The sequence below is a fragment of the [Clostridium] aminophilum DSM 10710 genome (assembly GCF_000711825.1).
In the GTDB taxonomy this organism is placed as follows: Bacteria; Bacillota; Clostridia; order Lachnospirales; family Lachnospiraceae; genus Clostridium_R; species Clostridium_R aminophilum.
The window spans coordinates 1-17,045 of sequence record NZ_JONJ01000002.1; the positions used below are offsets into that span (position 1 = coordinate 1).

General features: G+C 50.9%; 11 protein-coding genes. 10 read left to right on the forward strand and 1 reads right to left on the reverse strand.

Annotated features, from left to right (window positions below):
* The 10 genes from BR86_RS0101945 to BR86_RS0102005 form a co-directional block, all read left to right on the forward strand.
* On the forward strand, positions 1–531 hold a 531-nt coding region (locus BR86_RS0101945), incomplete at its 5' end, for an RNA-guided endonuclease TnpB family protein (RefSeq protein ID WP_031471330.1).
* Between the two features lie 611 nt (positions 532–1,142).
* Entirely contained in the window at positions 1,143–3,143 is a 2,001-nt protein-coding gene (locus BR86_RS14970; protein WP_051684518.1) for a collagen-binding domain-containing protein, read from the forward strand.
* 8 nt (positions 3,144–3,151) lie between these two features.
* Complete coding sequence (locus BR86_RS0101965) at positions 3,152–3,379, forward strand: LPXTG cell wall anchor domain-containing protein (RefSeq protein WP_031471332.1); 228 nt, start codon at positions 3,152–3,154, stop codon at positions 3,377–3,379.
* A gap of 305 nt (positions 3,380–3,684) precedes the next feature.
* On the forward strand, positions 3,685–6,588 hold the full coding sequence (locus BR86_RS14975) for a hypothetical protein (RefSeq protein ID WP_051684519.1): 2,904 nt from the start codon (positions 3,685–3,687) through the stop codon (positions 6,586–6,588).
* A 583-nt stretch (positions 6,589–7,171) separates the two neighbouring features.
* Positions 7,172–8,569, forward strand: a complete 1,398-nt coding sequence (gene ltrA, locus BR86_RS0101975) for a group II intron reverse transcriptase/maturase (RefSeq protein WP_031471334.1) — start codon at positions 7,172–7,174, stop codon at positions 8,567–8,569.
* Positions 8,570–9,078: 509 nt separating this feature from the next.
* Entirely contained in the window at positions 9,079–9,579 is a 501-nt protein-coding gene (locus tag BR86_RS0101980; RefSeq protein WP_242841547.1) for an RNA polymerase sigma factor, read from the forward strand.
* On the forward strand, positions 9,566–10,375 hold the full coding sequence (locus tag BR86_RS0101985) for a hypothetical protein (protein ID WP_031471336.1): 810 nt from the start codon (positions 9,566–9,568) through the stop codon (positions 10,373–10,375). Before BR86_RS0101980 ends, BR86_RS0101985 begins: the two co-directional genes overlap by 14 nt.
* A 336-nt stretch (positions 10,376–10,711) precedes the next feature.
* Entirely contained in the window at positions 10,712–12,877 is a 2,166-nt protein-coding gene (locus BR86_RS0101995) for a transporter substrate-binding domain-containing diguanylate cyclase (protein ID WP_031471337.1), read from the forward strand.
* 155 nt (positions 12,878–13,032) lie between these two features.
* Positions 13,033–14,271, forward strand: a complete 1,239-nt coding sequence (locus BR86_RS0102000) for a DUF4349 domain-containing protein (RefSeq protein ID WP_031471338.1) — start codon at positions 13,033–13,035, stop codon at positions 14,269–14,271.
* 131 nt (positions 14,272–14,402) lie between these two features.
* Positions 14,403–15,146, forward strand: coding sequence for a TetR/AcrR family transcriptional regulator (locus BR86_RS0102005; protein ID WP_075034401.1), 744 nt, complete (start codon positions 14,403–14,405; stop codon positions 15,144–15,146).
* Between the two features lie 460 nt (positions 15,147–15,606).
* On the opposite strand, the gene BR86_RS0102010 is transcribed toward BR86_RS0102005, so the two are convergent.
* Positions 15,607–16,899, reverse strand: a complete 1,293-nt coding sequence (locus tag BR86_RS0102010; protein ID WP_031471340.1) for a homoserine dehydrogenase — start codon at positions 16,897–16,899, stop codon at positions 15,607–15,609.
* Positions 16,900–17,045 lie beyond the last annotated feature (146 nt).

Sequence of the window (17,045 nt, forward strand, 5' to 3'; positions counted from 1 at the left end):
TACTCTGACAGTAATGGTAATGTTGTAAATAATCCTAAATACCTTGAAAAGTCTATGCACAAACTCATTCGTGAACAGCGCAGATTGTCACGTAAGCAAAAAGGTTCTAACAACCGTAATAAACAACGTATCCGTGTAGCTAAAGTTCATGAGAAGATAACCAATCAGCGTAATGATTTCCTTCAAAAACAATCAACTATGCTTGTTAGCGAAAACCAAACTATCTGCATAGAAGACCTTAACATTAAGGGAATGATACGTAACCATAAACTTGCTAAATCTATAGCAAGTGCTTCATGGAGTAAATTCTTTACGATGCTTGAATATAAAGCTGTGTGGTATGGTAGCGAAATTGTGCGTGTACCTACTATGTATCCAAGCAGTCAAACCTGTAGCTGTTGCGGATATAAAAATCCACTCATTAAGAATCTGGCTATACGTAGTTGGGAGTGCCCTCAGTGCCATACAAAGCATGATAGGGACACTAACGCAAGCATAAACATACTAAATAAAGGGCTATCAATAGCCTAAAATATAAACAGTACCGTAGGGCATACGGGAATTTACGCTTGTGGAGACCGTGTAAAACTAAAGCTCTAGCAGCAACGTAGTGGTCGTCGAAACAAGAATCCCACGACTTTAGTCGTGTGGAGTGTCAACGCTTTGTGATAGCATAAAAAAAGCTCCAGCAGTTTTACTTGGGGGAAAACTGCCAGAGCTTTCATAACTTTTTAAAAACCTCCATGCCGCGGTGGGAAAGAATGGTGGAAAAAATAGGTGGAGCGCTTTTTTGGGTGGAAAAAGCATGGCTAAAGAATTTTTTTTCCTGCAAGCACCGGAGGTATGGTCATACGATAACATAGTGATCTTCACAAAAGTATCACACTTTTAGAAATAAAATAAAAAAGATTATTTTTTTTGAAAATCATTTCGGATTTCATCCATTTTCCGGTGACCATCATCGGTATTCAGATGACGGACAGAAGACCTGTCCATGTCTAATCACAATCAAAATCATATTTCAATAAAAGAGTTTACGCGAACCATAAAAGGTGTTATTCTTGCCCACGTCGCAAAAATAAGAGTCATAAAAATTCAACTGGAGCAGATAATATGATTTATTTTGCTCGGAAAGAAGAAGTATGAAAAAAAGTGGTAAGGCAAAGTTTCATCGCGTAATGGTTTCAATCCTTTCCGGAACTCTTGCATTGGGGAATCCGGCAGTCACTCTTGCGGATACAGCTTCCGGTATGGAGCGCGAGGGAGGCGCTGCTTCAGAAACAGAAGACATGGAGAGCAGCAACAGCATTTCCGGACAGGATACTGCTGAGGATGCGAAGGAGCCGAGCGCCGAAAGCGGCAAAACGGATCCGGAAACAGAATCCTCTGCAACGGACGGAGAATCCGATCACAACCCGGATGAGGCGAACGGAAACCGGTCTTCTGATTCAGGGGATGACGCCAAGGCGGGAGAAACGACGGAACAGACCGGCGAGGATCATGCAGAGAAAAAGATGACGAACGCGGATGATTACCGGGAAAAGACCACGATGACCATCGATAAAGACGGAGAACTTCGGGAACTGGATTCCAATTCAAAGGAGTCTGAGAATATCAGAGAGTTCATGAATGCACAGAATGTCACTTCGGACTTCGCCGTTTACGGAAAGGAACTGAAGGGAACCATCGGACATGAGGACGGCAACATTGCAGTAGAGCATTTGGACGCCAGCACCTGTGTTATGAATAAAGAAGGTCAGTATGCTGCGAATACGGTCGGGGAAAAGGAACAGAGAGAGGTAGATATCGATTATGCCCGAAACGGGTATTCTTATATCGGCAGCGCCTCGGAGGGCGTTCAGATCACCTCCTGTTCCAACGCCGGACAGTGGAAAAAGGACGGTGAGGAACAGCAGCCTCAGTCCAATAATTCCAAGATTGTGCTCGGAGAGAACGCATCTCATGCAGTGAATGAAGAGAGCGGAGCGGCAAATCATTTCAGCGCTGTCGTAATTCAGGATGAAATGCTGAATGAGAACGGTGAACTCCGGGATGAGGCGCTGAAAGAACTGACGGACAGCGATAATCGATTTAAGAACCTGAAAGACGTCATGAAGTTTGACGAAAACCTGGAGAAGATCGGTCAGGCGGGACAGAAACTCATCGATTCGATGAAAGAGGAGTCCTCCGCGGAGGAGGATCTGACCAAACTCCGGAAAACCGCGGAGCTTCTGGAAGACAAGGAGAGACTGGGTAACGATTCCATTCTTGCCGTTACGGTTGGCGCCGGTTTTCTTGCCTGCGGCGGATCAGCGGAAAAGACCAACGTGATCAAGGAAACTCTGAACAGTCTGATCAAAAAGAACGACAATCTGGTGAATATCCTGATCAATGTGGTGATTGACGCAAGGGATGTGATCGTTGATTCACAGAACAACACCAAGGTGCTTGATCTCTCCCACGGAGGTGAGATTAACCGATTTCAGGGTTATGATGGCAGGGCGGCCTGTCTCACATGGAATTTCGGAAGTTTCGACGGTGTTCTGAAACTCAATCTCTGGTCGGGAAATATCCTTGCACCGCTTGCGCAGGTTGAAGCGGGAGGAGATGTCCAGAGCGGACGGATCGTGGGAAGCACCATCAAACATACCGGAGAGGTTCACATGGCCGTCAAAGGTACGGAAACTGAGCTGCCGGAAGAACCGATCGTTCCGGAGATGCCGGAAGAGCCGGTAGTCCCGAGCGAGGCGCCGGAAGCCCCAAGTGAGGAGCCGGTAGATCCGAGTGAAGATCCGGTAGATCCGAGTGAGGAGCCGACATATCCGAGTGAAGATCCGGTAGATCCGAGTGAGGATCCGACAGTTCCGAGCGAAGAGCCGACAGTTCCGAGCGAAGAGCCGACACTTCCGAGTGAGGAGCCGGTAGCTCCGAGTGAAGATCCGGTAGATCCGAGTGAGGAGCCGACAGTTCCGAGCGAAGAGCCGGTAGTCCCGAGTGAAGATCCGGTAGATCCGAGTGAGGAGCCGACAGTCCCGAGTGAAAAACCGGTGACGCCGGCCGTACCGCAGGAATATCCTCACGGAGGATCGGCAACGGCGGAAGTTCTCACAGCAACGGCGGTCATTCGTCCGGAAAAACGCTGACTCCGTTTATGCCGATGTCAGCAAATGAGGCGGATCCGCAGGATGATCCGGCGATGGATATGATCATTCCGGAGATTCCGGAAGCATTTACTCCCGTTGTGCCGGAGAAACCGGCAGGAGTTTCGGCTCCGCAGACAGGGGATGAATCCTATGGAAATCTGTGGATTATGGCCGCGCTTGTCGATGCCGTTCTTCTCGGAGGATATTATGCCGTAAAACGGAAGAGAGAAGCCTGACGAATGAAATAAAGCAACATCGGGAAAACAGCATACCGTTTTTGAAAGTCAGTCCTGTCGGAAGAGGTATCCGGCAGGACTTTCTGCATTAATGAGAACAGAGCACCAAAGACGATGGTAAGTCGGAAAAAGAAACGTGAAACCGGTCGATGGAAATGAAAAAGCAAAATAATCATAATAAAAGTCATAATAAAAAAATCTTGATAGAAAAGGTTTACATATAAAATAATGAGTATTATCCTATAACTGTTTGCAAGAAAAGAAACGACAATTCAGAAAATAACAACTATTTGGGGGCATAAAATATGAAAAAGGCTAAGAAGGCGCTGAATCGCGTCGTCATGACGGTTCTCGCAGGGACACTGACAGCAGTTAATCCGGCTACGGTTTTAGCGGATGCTGCGGCAGAGAATCATGCGGAAGAATCCGACCATAAATCGAATGAGGGGGAGTCGGAAGAAGCGAAGAATGCAGAATCGAATCCGGAGAAGAACGGAGAGAATGCTCCGGCCTCCTCGGATGTGGCCGATCCGGAAAAAGCAGACAACGCGAAAGAAAAGCAGGAGAGTCTGAATGAGAAGACCGGCAATACCGGATATGAGAAGATCGAGGAACCGGTATTGAACGAGGAACCGGCATTCACGGAAGAAGAACAGAAAGCCATTGAAGAGGAAAATGCGGCGGCGGAAAAGAAAACTGCCGAAATAAATGCCGAAAAGGTAACACCGGTGATAAGCGAAGCATATCAGAAAGCGGCAGAGGATGCGGAGACTGCTTCCGAACTGGTGGATGCCGTAGAAGATCTTAAGGAGAAACTGCCGGAGACTCTCGATACGGCGGAAGAAGCGAAAGCGGTCTGTTCCGCGGTGAACGTGCATAATGAGAATGTACAAAAGGATCAGGAGACAGTCGACAAAGAAACAGCGAAAAAAGCCGATCAGGTTGTGATTACGGCGAATGGGACAACGGTTGGCGGAGCGAAAGTAGAGACGTCCGACCATGTAGAGAACCGTGAAGAGTCCGGTTCCGAAAAAACAGAACTCATGGTGGATGAGTACGCAAAGAAAAAAGCCGATGATGCCAGAGAAGCAGCCGAAAAGACCAAAGAAGCGCTGGATAAGGCACTCTCGGTTGATACCGATACGGTTGATCTGACAAAAGCAGCGGAAAAGGGCGAGGAAGCGCTGGCTAAGGCGCAGGCGGTCCACGATGCGGTAGATGAGGCAAATACCGCGGCGGCCGCGGCGGTATCCGCAGTGTCAGACATCAAGAAGGTTGTGGATCGCTCCAGGAAAAATCTGAAAGACTCCGTGGACACATATAACCGGATGGCTGAAAAATATGGCCTGACCGGACGTTATGTGGAGAATGAGAACGGAAAATTCGTGTTCCAGGCGGATGCGGTGAGCGCGGAAGAAGCTGCACAGAAAAAGGATATCAGGGTATATGATGCGAAAACCGCGAAAACGATGAACGAGGACATCGCGAAGGCTGCAGAAACGCTTGACAGCACAGAAGCCCAAAATGCAATCACCAAAGCGGCAGACAAGATCATTGATTCACAGAAAAGCATGGAGAATGCGGAGAAACTGTATTCCGATGCGAAGTCAGCAGCCGGCGAGGCAGTCGCTGCTGCGGTGGATGCCAACGTCGCATCGATCCTGAGCAATGTCACCGCGCAGCAGAAGGTTCTGGATGCACTGGAAAAGCCCATGCAGGGAATCCGTGACCGTGCGGACGCGGCAAAGAGTCGCTATGATGAGACAAAGGAAGAACTTGACGAAATCCGTGCAAAACTGAATAAAGAGCAGAATCGGAATCTTCTGAACTCTGCGGTGACCGGGGAGAGTCTTCTTCAGGCATCCGCACTTAATCTGAATGAACTTCAGAAAAAGATTGAAGATGCAGAGGCAAGACTGCAGAGTGCAGAAAAGGAATTGAATGAGGCGAATGCCGCAAAGGCTGTAGCAGAGAATTTCAAAAAATGGGCGGATTCGCTGCTGGTGGCTCAGAAGACATTTTTCTCTGCGCAGACAACAAAGGAAAATTCGACAGAATATGCGTATTTAAATGATCGGGAGTATGACGAGAACGGTAACGTTGTGGGAAGACCGACGTCTCATTTCATTCACCTGCATAATGAGTTGGATCAGGATGAGCGGCGGGATATCCCATACATCCTCTACCGCCAGTATGTGAAATATGCCATTGCCACCGAGGCGGTCGAAAACGGATCAGCGGTTGCAAAGGAAGTTTTCCAGTATGATCACCTGAACAAGGGTGTTGATCTCACCGTAAATGGTCAGAAGATCAAGAATGAGACATCCGGAAAGGGTATCTCCCTGAAACCGGATGAGAATCCGGCCTGCAACACATGGATCTACTGGAAAGTGATCAAGGATGAGAATGGTAAGGTGATCCTGCCCACAAACGAGGAATACTATGTTTCAAAGGCGGATGGTTCTCCTTCGGATGAGATGGAGAGCGGACTTTATTTTGTCGGGTATGTTCTGAAACGGCAGAAGGATTCTTATCATTACGACGGATATCTCTTCGAGTATGAGAAGCCGGAGGAGCCGACAAGCCCGAGTGAGGAGCCGACAAATCCGAGTGAGGAGCCGACAAACCCGAGTGAGGAGCCGACAAACCCGAGTGAGGAGCCGACAAACCCGAGTGAGGAACCGACAAACCCGAGTGAGGAGCCGACAAATCCGAGTGAGGAACCGACAAGCCCGAGTGAGGAACCGACAAGCCCGAGTGAGGGATCGACGGACCCGGCAGAGGAACCGACCAATGCGAGTGAGGAGCCGGCGACGATAACACCGGCAGTTCCGGAGAGCGGCGGAAACGGCGGCAGTTCTCCCAACGGCAGCGGCTCTTCCGGCAGTGGTTCTTCCGGCAGCGGCAGCTCCCACAGCAGTGGCTCCCGCGGAGGCAGCAATCACATCAGTCTCAGCGTTGTTCAGCCGGCAATTCCGCAGAGTGCGGCGGAGACTGCGGCAGAATCAGAACCGCTGACAGAGATTACCGGCGCTGTACCGATGGCACCGGCAACCGGAATCAGCACTCCGGTACCGATGGATGGAGCATCTCCGCAGACCGGCGATGACCGTCAGATGTTCATGTGGGAGGCGATCAGCGCACTTTCCGCAGCAGCGCTCGGCGCATATTGGGTTATCCGCAGAAAACACAGTCGGAAAGAAGGATGAGAATGCTCACCGGCCGACCGGAATAGAGGCCCTGCGGAGCGGATAATCCGGTCGGAGATTACGAACCGACAGAACTGAATACACCACCCAAAGGTGGCTCGTGTGCGGTGTGTCCGCATGCGGGCCATCTTTTTATGGTGCGCCCGGCGGCGCACGTTTCTAACGGGTGAAAGTCCCGAATCCGCCCGGTAGTGGGAAGGATACAGCCGAAGGCAAGGGTGTCCGCCGCGAGGCGGGATCTGAAGGAAGCCGGATGTGGGAACAGACTAACCACGGGCAAACCTCTGGCCTGACGAACAGAAACCACATATGAGGTCACGCATGAGGGTAAGACTGCCGTACAAGCCAAAGCCCAATAACTACACGGAATCATGCGGGATAGATGAGGCAGGTAGATGGAGGGAAAGAAACGTGTCGGTACCCGGGGAGATCTGCATGGAACGCCCCGAAAGGAGTAAACGCCGCACAAGGGAAACGAGGCGACGCTGAGCATGCAGAAGTCAGCAGAGGTCATAGTAGCCGAGAGGCGAAGGGCCGAATCAGTAGGAGTCTTTAATACGACCGAGAAAGGAGGAATGCGCACATGGATGCAGAAAACATCAGCAATGATGGCTGCTCACAAAGAGATAGTGCGGAACACAAAGGGTATGTGAGAGCGCATCGCTCATTCAACCGGATATGGAAGGAAAGGGACAGTGCACAGCCGGATCTTTTGGAGAAGATACTGGAAAAGGGCAACCTTAACAGAGCTTTTAAGAGAGTGAAGGCAAACAAGGGAGCGCCGGGAGTCGACGGGATGACCATAGACGAGACGCTTCAGTGGCTGAAGGGACACAACCACGAATTAGTCGACAGGATTAGACGCGGCAAGTACACGCCGAATCCGGTCAGACGAGTGGAGATCCCGAAGCCGGACGGTGGAGTGCGCAAGCTTGGCATACCCACCGTCACAGACCGTACCATCCAACAGGCCATGGCCCAACAGATGATACCGATCTTTGAACCGCTGTTCTCGGATGGAAGTTTCGGCTACCGACCGGGACGGAGCGCCAAAGACGCCATTCTGAAGGTGAAGGAGTATGCGGAACAGGACTACACCCATGCGGTAAGTCTCGATCTATCGAAATATTTCGACACCCTCAACCACGAGATTCTTGTGAACCTTCTGCGGAAAGAGATCAGGGACGAGCGGGTCATTCAGATGGTAAAGAGGTACCTCAGAAGTGGTGTTATGGAAAACGGAGTGGTCATCGACACTGAGGAGGGATCACCACAGGGAGGAAACCTTTCCCCTCTGCTGGCGAACGTCTACCTCAATGAGTTCGATCAGGAGTATCTGAAACGGGGAGTTCCGTGCATCCGCTACGCGGACGATATCGTCCTGTTGGCGAAGAGTGAACGAGCCGCAAAGAGGCTTTTGGAGACGAGCACGAAGTATCTTGAGGGAACTTTGAAACTGAAGGTGAATCAGGAGAAAAGCCGCGTTGTCAGCGTGTTTGCAATCCAAAATTTTAAGTATCTCGGCTTTGCGTTGGGGAAGAACGGAAAGGGCATATATGTCCGCGTTCATCCGAAGTCGATGAAGAAGTTCAAAGACCACCTGCGCGAATACTCTTCCCGTAGACGCTGTCAGAGCATCAGACCAAGTCTTGAGAATATCAAGGTCTATGTCAGAGGGTGGATGAACTACTACGGGATTGCAAGCATGAAGAACCAGATCGATGACCTCAACGGTTGGCTGTACCGAAGGATCCGCATGTGCATCTGGAAGCAGTGGAAACTGCCAAGGACGAAGAAACGGCATCTCATCAGTCTTGGGATACCCGAGTACTTTGCTAACATGGCGGCAAACAGCCGGAAAGGCTACTGGAGAACGGTCAACACGACAACGGTGAAAAGAGCGTTGTCAAAAGAAAGACTGATACGTTCAGGCTTTTGTGATTTAGCCATCGCGTACCAGTCAGTGCACGTCAACTATTGAAACCGCCGTGTACCGAACGGTACGCACGGTGGTGTGAGAGGACGGGGGCTAATCACCCCCTCCTACTCGATTCACAGGAAAATGATTCACACTTCCTTATGACATGAAAAAACGCTCCGCGAGGATGTGCACGCCGCTGTAAGCAAATTCACTAAGCTCGAGAAAACCAGCCGCAGCACACTATTTCACTAAGCGGCAAAGCTGCTAAGTGAAATATGTGTCGCTAAGTGAATTTCCATGGCACGCACTAAGCTCGAAAAGACCAGCCGCAGCACGCTATTTCACTAAGCGGCAAAGCCGCTAAGTGAAATATGTGTCGCTAAGAGCTTCGCCAAGGAATCTGTCGCCTTGCGGTGACCAGCGGCGCGAAGAGTCCGGCAGCGGATGCTGCTCCGATAAAAGTACGGAAAGCATCTGCCACATTTTCGTATTTTTACCTGTATATAGGATGAAACGGATCCGGAATGATACAATAGATCCGACAGTATACTGGAATGGAGAAAGGATTAATGGATGAGATGAAGATGACGGCATCGGACCGGGCGGAACGATATATGGACCGTTACGGGAATTCGATTCTTCGGATGGCGTATTCGTATCTGCATAACATGGCAGATGCGGAAGATATCCTGCAGGAGACGCTGATTCGTGTGATAGATGCGGACCCCGAATTTGAGGGGGAAAATCATGAGAAGGCATATCTTCTGCGAACGGCCGCGAACCTTGCAAAGAATCGGATTGAGTATAACAAAAGACGGGAATCCGACGAACTGAATGAAGAGCTGGCCGCGGAATCCAGAGAAGATTTGACATTTCTCTGGGAGGCGGTAAAGAAACTTCAGACGAAATCGGCGGAAGTTCTGCATCTGTTTTATCAGGAAGGTTATCAGACTGCTGAGATTGCTCAGATTCTTGGGCGAAAGGAATCGACGGTGCGGTCGGATCTGCGGCGTGCAAGAGAACGGCTCAAAACCGTGTTGAAGGAGGAGTACGACTTTGGCGAGATATAATGAGATGATGGACCACGTGAAGGTCGATGAAGCGATGCGGGCCCGCGTGATGAAGAATGTAAAAAAGCATATCGGGGAAACCGGCCGTACCGGACAAAACGAGGTGTATGCAGAGAAAACAGAAGAAAAACAGGATTCGGAAGAAACGCTTTCTGTACTTCCGTCTGTGAAGCGGAGAAGAATTCTTCCGATTCTTGTTTCTCTTGCGGCCGCATGTGCGATCCTGGCTGTGGTGGATCCCCGGGGAGCAAGAAACCCGATGACGAAGTCCGCAGATGACGCCGCGATGGCCCGCGAAGCGGAAATGATGCCGGGCGGGAATGCGCGTCTCAAAGGCAGCGATTCCGGAGCAGTCGAAGAAGCGGAAAAAGCAGGGGGAGAAAACCGTGTGATGGCGGTCTGGGAGCACACAGAATACCAAAATCCGGTGGAAATGGAACAGGAACTCGGCTTCTCTGTGCCGGATCCGGAGAAGCTTCCGATCCGTTACACCCGAAAGGAGTATTCCACCATTACCGGGAATCTGGCACAGATTGAGTATTACGATGGAGATCAGAGACGCATGATTTTTCGTAAATCCTCTGCGGAGGGCGACTGTTCGGGAAATTACAACCGGTTTGAGAGCGAAAAAAAGATTGCCGTGGACGGCGTCAACGATATCATAGTCAAAATGAACGGGGACAAAGCATATCTCGCGGTTTGGTCTGACGGAACCTTCTCGTGGTCGATTGACGATGAGCAGGGGGTCAGTGAGAAGCAGATGACGGAAATGATTCGCGCATTTATGAAATCGTAATATAATAGTCACACAATGGAAACCATTTTATGGTGATTCTGTCGATACTGTGGTAATATTAGATTGACAGAGTCTGTTGTGATTCACATATGGGCACAGAGGCAATGTCTCTGTGTCTTTTTCTGTCATAGGAAGCTTCTCCGGAAATCCCTATGACAAAGACCGCTCTGCGGGAACGCACATACCGATGTATGCGAAAAGACATCATGCGGTGAACACCGGAGGCACGCAAAGTCGGCGGGCTTCCATCAGGAATGAGGGGATCCTGGTGAGATACGGGCAAATGGGGTTTCCGTTCGTTTATCGGATAAACTTTTTTGGGGAAGAGATGGAATAATGAACAGATGGAAATGTTGCGGGAATAAGAATATCGCCGGAATCATCCGGACGATGCTTATGATGTTATGGCTGCTGCTGGTTTGTTTTTTCAGCAGTGTGAATTCTATCTCGTTAAAAGCAGCGGAAAGACAGCGCAAGATCGTGACGGTCGGCTTCACGGAGAGTACGAATTTTCTGGAACGAAAAGACAACGACGAGATGAGCGGACTGGCGTACGATTACCTTCAGAAAATCTCCTATTACACCGACTGGGAGTACCGGTATGTCTACGGCGAATGGGACGAGATCACGAGAAAATTCTATAACGGCGAAATTGATGTGCTTCCGGGACTGTCCAAGACGCCGGAGAGAGAGCAAAAGGCTCTTTTTTCCGATTATCCGATGGGAACCGAGAGCTACTATATCTATGTTCATGCGGACGATCCGCTGGCGCCGTCGCGGGAGAGAGGCCTGAGAGGAGGCTCCATCGGCGTTAACGAAAACACGCTGCAGCAGGGGCTTCTCGAGCGATGGAACAAGGATGGCGGCTTTGAGGCGGACATCCGGTATTATCCGGGAAACCGGTCACGCATGGCGGCATTTGACGCCAATGAAACCATGGCGACTGTGACGACGGATTTTTCGGTCAAGCCGGAGATGAACATGATGCCGATTGCTCTGGTCGGCGGTTCGGATTACTATCTTGCGATTTCGAAGAACCGGAAAGACCTTTTGGATGATCTGAACCGGGCTCAGGGTTCCATTACCGCCATCGAGCCGGGATTCACCAAGGAACTTCTGGAAAAATACTATAGAGGCAATGCGGTCAGCCGGCTTCTCTCGCGGGAAGAAGACACTTTCGTGAAACGCAATCCGAGAATCCGGATCGGCTACTATGACAACTATATGCCCTTTACCGGAACGGACAGGAACGGAAATGCGCAGGGGATTCTCACCGATCTGGTTCAGCAGATGCTGACGCAGCTGCGGCTAGAAAAACGCGTTTCGCCGATTTACCGGGCATACAGATCCACGCAGGAGATGATTGATGCTCTGAACCGCGATGAGATCGATGTGGCATTTCCGATTGAGAATAATATGGCTCAGGCAGAGAAAGACGACATTTTTCTGAGCTCGGAGATGATTAAGACATCGATGTTCCTTGTGTTTGACGGGGCATACGATGAGCGCGTCAAGAACCGGATTGCGGTCATTCGCGGAAATCGTTTTCAGGAGGAATACACGCGGCGGAACTTCCCGAATGCGGAGATTGTGTTCTGTGATGACATCTACAATGGATTTGATATGGTAAAGAGCGGTGAAGCGGACTCCATAGCGATCAACGAACTTCGGAAGGACGCTGTGATGAACTTGTTCCGCTACCGCGATATGCAGTCTATTCCGCTTCCGGAGGGCAGAAATATCTGTATGGCGGTGAAGCGCGGAGAAACGCAGCTTTTGTCTCTCCTTGAGCGGGGAATTACCAGTCTGCCGGATAATTACGCGGTTACGTCAACATACAAATACATTGGAAAAAAGAATGATTATTCTTTTGAGGAATTCGTCTACGCCAACATTTATGTCACATTTGCCGGCGCGCTGCTGCTGGTGGGACTGGTGATCGGCGGAATCGTCTATATCGTGAGCAACCGGAAGAAACGCCGGGATCTCGACCGCATGGCACACATCGACAATACCACGGGGATTAAAAACCGGAGATCGTTTGATGAGGCGGTGGCGCAGATCGGAACGGATCCGGTTTCCGGAGATTTTGTTTTTCTTTCAGCGGACCTGAATGAACTGAAACAGGTCAATGACACTATGGGGCATGAAGCCGGAGACGAGCTGATCATATCCGCTGCAAATTATCTGAATTCTATCATGGAACCGTACGGAAATGTATTCCGTGTCGGGGGCGATGAGTTTGCGGCGATCGGGCACATCCGCGGGGAGGAACGGCAGGCGGTATTTGACCGCATCCGCGAGGACTGCGAAAAGTGGACCGGATCCTGCGGGCAGAAGCTTTCGATCTCAGTCGGTTTTGTCGCGGCGGAGGAGTTATCCGATCCCACGCTGAAAAATCTTCGTGTCGAAGCGGAACGGCGGATGTATGAGGCGAAGACGAGATATTACCGTGAGACCGGACATGACCGAAGGGGAGCGCGAAGCGGTCTGAACAAATAAATCCAAACGGAAAACAGATAGCGGGAATCCGTAACGAAGACAAACCATAACGACAGAAATAAAGAATCTTTTTCCGCACTGCAACATTTCGGCAGTTTTGGCTGTATATCAGGTGAAAGGACAACAAAGATCCGAACATATACGGGAGGCTGCATATGAAGAAAGAATATAAAACAGAATTCGATTCCGTTTCCGGCTGCGGGTGCAATTCCGGAACCGGGAAACATTCCGTAAAAAGGAAAAAAACAGGAAAAGATCTTCGTGTGATTTTTCTGGCGGCGGGATTTGCCGTCCTGGTCGGCTGCGGCGCAAAGAATGTGTCCGGTCCCATGGGAAAGACCTCGGATGTATCTGTCTCGGCGATGAGGACGGATGGCGCTTCTTATAAGAACGGTTTTGGCACCGCGGGATCAGACCGGGCGGAGGCGCCGGAAGTCATGATGGATGCGGAAGGAGCGGAAGAACCGGTCCGCATGAATGACGGCGGGAACGGAATGGACACACCGGATCAGGACGTCACAAAGCGGATCCGCACGGTGGATCTGACGGTGAGCCTGGAGGACGACTCGAAGCTTAACGAGACGGCGGACCGGATTGTGGAGATTACAAAGCAGTATCACGGAAGCGTGACCGACCGCAGTATGTCTTACAGCAAGTACAATGCGGGCGGATCCATTACGGTTAAAATTCCGAAGGATGAAGTGGATGGATTCCTTGCGGGGGTCCGCGATCAGGGAATGAATGTCAGCCGGATTGATGACCGCACGGAGGACGTCACACAGCATTATGTCGATGTGGAAGCGCGTCTTAAGGCAAAACAGACGGAAGTGGACCGGCTGCAGTCCTATCTTGAGAAGGCGGAGGATACGGAAACACTTTTAAAGGTAGAGGAGCAGCTGACCCGGGCGATCTCGGATCTCGAGTCCTATAAGGCCCAGATGAATTCTCTGAATTCGCGCATCGATGCGACGACGGTACAGATTGCCCTCGAGTGCAGTAAGATCATTCATGAGGAGACGACCGGTGAGATGGCGGAGAGAATCATGAAGAATACGTTCCGCGATACCCTGGAGACGTTTCTGGAGGGAGCCAAAATGTTCCTCGGCGCGATTGCAACGCTGATCTGGCTCATTCCGATCGGTATGATTCTGATTACGGCAGTCTATCGGACAATCCGATGGAACCGGGATAAAGGAAAGAAAGAGAAGACGGCCCCATTCGCTCGAGCGAAGCAGGAGGGAAAAACGCAGGATCCGGATAGCGGGCAGGGAAAACCACAGGTCCTGGAGAAAGGGCAGGAGAAACCGCAGGCCCCGGATAACGGGCAGGGAAAACCACAGGATCCGGACAAAGAGCGGGCAAAACCGCAGGCCCCGGAGGAAGATCAGGCTTAGAATTTCAGGGTAGAATCCAGAAAAAAAACTCTAATTGATAAATTTTCCACACAGTTGAAATAATTTATGGTAGAATATGCAGTTGAGCAGGCTATTCACTCAAAAGAATTATAATTAAGGTGGAAAAAATTATGGCACTAACCGGTGTAACGCGCGGAAGACTCTCCAAGAGAGGAAAACACAGCAAACAGGATATTATCAATGCTGCGGTAGACATTATCCGCAGAGACGGCCCGAACTCCATCACGGCAAAAAAACTTGCGGCGGAGTTGGAAATGTCGACTTATCCGCTGTTTAATGAGTTTAAGACCATCGATGAGATTCGTGAGGCAGCTCATGAGCAGGCACTGATGATATACCGTTCCTACCAGGACAGAGCTCTCTCGACGAACCTTCCGTTGAAGGCATTTGCGATGGAGTATGTTCGTTTTGCGGAGGAAGAACCGAATCTGTTCCGGATCCTGTTTATGAATCCGACCGATTCTGCCAATATGGACGAATATCTGCTGACTGCGGAGTATGCGCGCGATCTGATGGAATGTTTTGTAAACCGCTACGGTGTAGATCGTGACAATGCAGTCTTTGTATATCGCAATCTGGCGATTTATGTTCACGGTATTGCTGTTATGGTTGCCTGTGGCGTGACACACCTGTCCCAGAAGGAACTTGCGTATAAGCTCGGAGAGGTGTTCCGTGGTCTGGTTGCGGTGCTTCACATGCCGAAGGATATCCGCAGCGATCTGATCCCGGAAGAGAGTACAGTCGATAACGGTTATCTCGCTGATTTTCGCCGTGCAAAGGATGAGGGAAAGCTTCCGGAGGAGCTGAATGAAATCGACGACCTCCTGAGGAGTAAGCTTCGCTTCGAAGATTAAAACTTCCGGGCGGCTGACACAGCTTCCGGAAAACATGGGATAAACAGAAAAGCAAAACTACCAGGCTCGGAAACACCTCGCCAGGTAGTTTTCCATGGTGCGCACAAAGCTCGAAAAAGACCTTTCTAAGTGCTCCACAAAAAAAAGATGGTATTCCCCGCTGCCGTGAGCGGCGGAGGAATACCATCTTTTCTTGTTGCATAGGAAATTTCTCCGAAATTCCCTATGCAACAAGAACGCTCCGCGAGGATGCGCACGCCGCTGTAAGGAAGCTGTCACCTAACGGTGACCAGCGGCGGCGCGCAAAGTCCGCGGGGCTCCCCTCAGGACTAAGGGGATGGGGGAGCCGAAGTCCGCTTGCGGACTTTGTTCTATGGCTAACTCGCCAAAGTCCGCACCCCGGTGAGTCCCTGGCGACTGCCGCGAAACGCTCGAAACCCGCGAAACGTGTTTCGACACGTTATGAATCCAGAACGCGGAGAACGTTGTCAACCCGGAGAACCGAACCGTTGCCGACAAGGACGTCCAGCGCGGTGCTGAGAATGTTTTTCTCGATCGCGTAGACAATAAAGATCAGCGGTACGGTATCGCTGTGAGAGGAAACAGCCCGCTGCATCATGGTGCGGATCCCGACGCCGTAAACGCCGAAGGTTGACGTGATCTGTCCGAGAACACCCGGGTGATCCGGCGCCGTGACGCGGATGTAATACGGATTTTTTCCCTCACCGGCAAAGGAGAGACCGGCATCGTAACGCAGATGCGGGAGCAGGTCGTAGGCGGCATTTTTCTCGATCTTGCGGGCAATGCTGATAATGTCGCCCATTACTGCGCTTCCCGTCGGAAGGGGGCCTGCGCCTCTTCCGTAAAACATCAGTTTATCGACGGCATTTCCGGTCACGTATACGGCGTTGAATTCGTTGTTGACGTTAGCGAGCGGATGGTCTTCCGGGACAAGGCTCGGTTCGACATGGCAGGTCACTTCGCCGTCCCGGGCGCGGGCAGAGCCGAGAAGCTTGATCCGGTAACCGAATTCACGGGCAAATGCGATGTCTTCGCTGGTGACGGTCGTGATTCCGCGGGTCGGGATCTGATCCGGTGCCACTCCGATTCCGAACAGAAGAGAGATCAGAATGCTGAGCTTGTTGGCGGCATCCAGTCCCTCGACATCGGCTGTCGGGTCCGTCTCGGCAAAGCCTTTTGCCTGCGCATCCCGGAGGGCGTCGGCGTAAGCCTGACCGTTCTCGGTCATCTTGGTCAGAATGTAGTTGGTCGTTCCGTTCAGGATTCCCTGAACTTCACTGAACTCGTTGGAAATCAGCGCGGTGGTGACGGCATTCAGAATCGGAATCCCGCCGGCAACGCTGGCCTCAAAGCGCAGCATGAGGTGGTTTTCATGGGCGAGTTTCTGGAGAAGTTCGCCGTTTGCCGCGATGGCTGCCTTGTTTGCCGTGACAACATGTTTTCCGGCTCGAAGAGCATCCGCCATGAAGGTGGTAGCCGGCTCGATGCCGCCGATCAGTTCGACAACGATGTCGATCTCCGGATCATCAATGATCTCGTGGATGTCGGTGACATATTTTTCCCGGGGAATGTCGATCCCGCGGTCGCGTTCCGGATGACGGTTCAGGATTTTCGTGATTTCGAGATCGAGACCTGTCGTCTCCTCGATCCTGGCACGGCTCATCTCAAGCGTGCGGTAGGTTCCCTGGCCGATATTGCCGATCCCGAGCATTCCGATCTTGATTTTCTTCATATGTTCCTCCATATTGTGATTCGCATCTCTTCTCTATACGCAGTGTATGCATGTTTTCCGGTGGGAAGGAAATGAAATTTCCCTGTTCGTTTTGCAGGCGATTAATCCGCATTCGTCATTCATGACGCAAAGTACAGTTTAACATG

Coding starts and splice junctions, on each gene's coding strand:
- ltrA (WP_031471334.1), top strand. CDS start 7,172: ATGGATGCAGAAAACATCAGCAATGATGGCTGCTCACAAAGAGATAGT.
- BR86_RS0101965 (WP_031471332.1), top strand. CDS start 3,152: ATGCCGATGTCAGCAAATGAGGCGGATCCGCAGGATGATCCGGCGATG.
- BR86_RS0102005 (WP_075034401.1), top strand. CDS start 14,403: ATGGCACTAACCGGTGTAACGCGCGGAAGACTCTCCAAGAGAGGAAAA.
- BR86_RS0101995 (WP_031471337.1), top strand. CDS start 10,712: ATGAACAGATGGAAATGTTGCGGGAATAAGAATATCGCCGGAATCATC.
- BR86_RS0102000 (WP_031471338.1), top strand. CDS start 13,033: ATGAAGAAAGAATATAAAACAGAATTCGATTCCGTTTCCGGCTGCGGG.
- BR86_RS14975 (WP_051684519.1), top strand. CDS start 3,685: ATGAAAAAGGCTAAGAAGGCGCTGAATCGCGTCGTCATGACGGTTCTC.
- BR86_RS14970 (WP_051684518.1), top strand. CDS start 1,143: ATGAAAAAAAGTGGTAAGGCAAAGTTTCATCGCGTAATGGTTTCAATC.
- BR86_RS0101980 (WP_242841547.1), top strand. CDS start 9,079: ATGGATGAGATGAAGATGACGGCATCGGACCGGGCGGAACGATATATG.
- BR86_RS0102010 (WP_031471340.1), bottom strand. CDS start 16,899: ATGAAGAAAATCAAGATCGGAATGCTCGGGATCGGCAATATCGGCCAG.